At 69.6% G+C, this 520-nt stretch carries 1 protein-coding gene; it reads left to right on the forward strand.

Translation table 11 applies throughout. The annotated features are described in order from the left end of the window. The coding region (locus tag BTA51_RS28945; RefSeq protein ID WP_141215713.1) for an SDR family NAD(P)-dependent oxidoreductase at positions 1-520 on the forward strand (520 nt) is incomplete at both ends.

Here is a 520-nt window from a genome sequence, read left to right on the forward strand (position 1 = left end):
GGCGCGCGGCGGGATGGTGGCGATCCCCGACCGCGACGCGGACAAGGGCGCGGCCGTCGCGGTCGAGATCGGTGGCGTGTCGGCGATGGGGGACGTGACCTCGGAGGCCGATGTGAACGCGGCGCTGGACGTTGCGACCTCGGCGCACGGCGTGCCGCGCATCGTCGTCAATTGCGCGGGCATTGGCACCGCCGGGCGCGTCCTGGGCCGTGATGGCCCCTTGGCGCTGGAGGCCTTCCAGCGCACGATCAACGTCAACCTGATCGGCACCTTCAACGTGCTGCGCCTCTCTGCCGCGCGGATGGCCGAGGCAGAGCCGCTTGAGGATGGCGAACGGGGCGTGGTGATCAATACCGCCTCCGTCGCGGCCTTCGACGGGCAGATCGGGCAGGCGGCCTATTCGGCCTCGAAGGGTGGCATCGTTGCCATGTCCCTGCCCATCGCGCGGGAATTGGCGCGAGTCGGTGTGCGGGTCAACGTGATCGCGCCGGGGATCTTCCTGACGCCCTTGCTTTATACC

This window comes from Hahella sp. CCB-MM4 (assembly GCF_002260525.1).
Classification (GTDB): Bacteria; Pseudomonadota; Gammaproteobacteria; order Pseudomonadales; family Oleiphilaceae; genus Hahella.